1 protein-coding gene is annotated in these 902 nt (G+C 37.9%); it reads left to right on the forward strand.

Features of this window, described 5'->3' with window-relative positions; translation table 11 throughout:
- Positions 1-902 (forward strand): MSCRAMM family protein (locus FC90_RS09345; RefSeq protein WP_169816021.1); only part of this gene is annotated, 902 nt, incomplete at both ends.

Raw genomic sequence — 902 nt, forward strand, 5'->3', positions numbered from 1 at the left:
TTAGCAATTTCACCAAAAGCATTAAACGCTCAAGATAACAAACAAGCGGTTAAGGTCCACGTTCATAAAGTTGATGAAACATTGGTCAACTATAAAGACAACAAACCTGTAACTAAGAACATGGCATCTGAAGGCAAGGTCTTTGGTCTATTCTCAAAAGATGCTATCAAAGTTGGCAGCACAATCGTTGTGCCAGCTGATGGTATGTTAGGGACTTCTACAACTAAATCTGGTATTGCTGAAATGGCTGCATTAAAAGTACCTAATGGCCACTTCTACGTTAAAGAATTAGAAGCCGGTAACGTTCACGTATTAGACAAGAACAAATATGAATTTGAATATACCGCTAAGAACAATGATCAAGAAATTAACATTGACATCAAAAAAGATGATCCAATTGTTAACGAAATGTACCGTGGTGAATTTAGCGTCTTGAAATTAAACGAAAAGATTGATTCTCAAGACAATAATGGTAACCACAGTCACTATGCACCAACTGCTAAGGGCGCTAAGTTCGGCCTTTACAACAAGGATAATGAATTGATCGAAACTGTAACTGCTGATGCTGCTTCAAAGGTAAACTTCAAAGACGTTGTAGTTGGCGAGTACACATTGAAGGAATTAGCTACCTCAGATAGCGAACACGTAATTAATCTAAGTAGCTGGAAGATCACTGTCTCAAAAGACGGTGTGAAGGTTCTTGATGATAAAGGCAACAACGTTGATCCTAAAGACGGTATGGCTGTAGTTATTAAGAATGAGCAAAAGGTTGGGGACGTTGATATTACAAAGAAAGACGCCACTAACGATAAAGAATTACCAGGTGCTAAATTAACTGTTACAGGCGACAACGGCACGCATATTACATGGACTTCAACTAATGAAGCAAAACACATTAAATT

This window comes from Latilactobacillus graminis DSM 20719, from assembly GCF_001436415.1.
GTDB classification, from domain to species: domain Bacteria; phylum Bacillota; class Bacilli; order Lactobacillales; family Lactobacillaceae; genus Latilactobacillus; species Latilactobacillus graminis.